At 67.0% G+C, this 572-nt stretch carries 1 protein-coding gene; it reads right to left on the reverse strand.

Going from position 1 to position 572, the window contains the following annotated elements; translation table 11 throughout:
• Positions 1-572, reverse strand: a 572-nt coding sequence (locus FJV41_RS49790; protein WP_141649573.1) for an AMP-binding enzyme, incomplete at both ends; no start/stop codon positions are given.

Genomic DNA, 572 nt, shown 5'->3' on the forward strand with positions numbered 1-572 from the left:
GTTGGGAGGAGGAAGAGCCTTCCTGTCGAGCTTCCCGTTGGCGGAGAGGGGGAAGGACGGGAGGGAGACGAGAGCAGCCGGCACCATGTACTCGGGCAGGCGCTGGAGGAGGAATGAGCGGAGCGCGGACGTGTCGATGTCCTGCTCGGCGGCCGTGAAGTAGGCGACGAGACGCTTGTCACCGGGGACGTCTTCGCGAGCGAGGACGACGGCTTCCTGGATGCCAGAGAAGAGGCGGAGAGCGGCCTCGACTTCACCCAGCTCAATGCGGAAGCCGCGGACCTTCACCTGGAAGTCGGAGCGGCCGAGGAACTCGAGAGTGCCGTCGGCGAGCCAGCGGACTCGGTCACCGGTGCGGTAGAGGCGAGCACCAGGAGTGCTGCTGAAGGGATGAGGGACGAAGCGCTCGGCGGTGAGGTCAGCGCGGTTGAGGTAACCCCAAGCGAGGCCGTCACCCCCGACGAAGAGCTCTCCAGGGACGCCCGGAGGCAGGGGCTGGAAGGAGGCGTCGAGGACGAAGGCGGAGGAGTTGGAGAGAGGAGCGCCGATGGGGACGGAGCGAGAGAAGGAGT

The sequence above is a fragment of the Myxococcus llanfairpwllgwyngyllgogerychwyrndrobwllllantysiliogogogochensis genome (assembly GCF_006636215.1).
Taxonomy (GTDB): domain Bacteria; phylum Myxococcota; class Myxococcia; order Myxococcales; family Myxococcaceae; genus Myxococcus; species Myxococcus llanfairpwllgwyngyllgogerychwyrndrobwllllantysiliogogogochensis.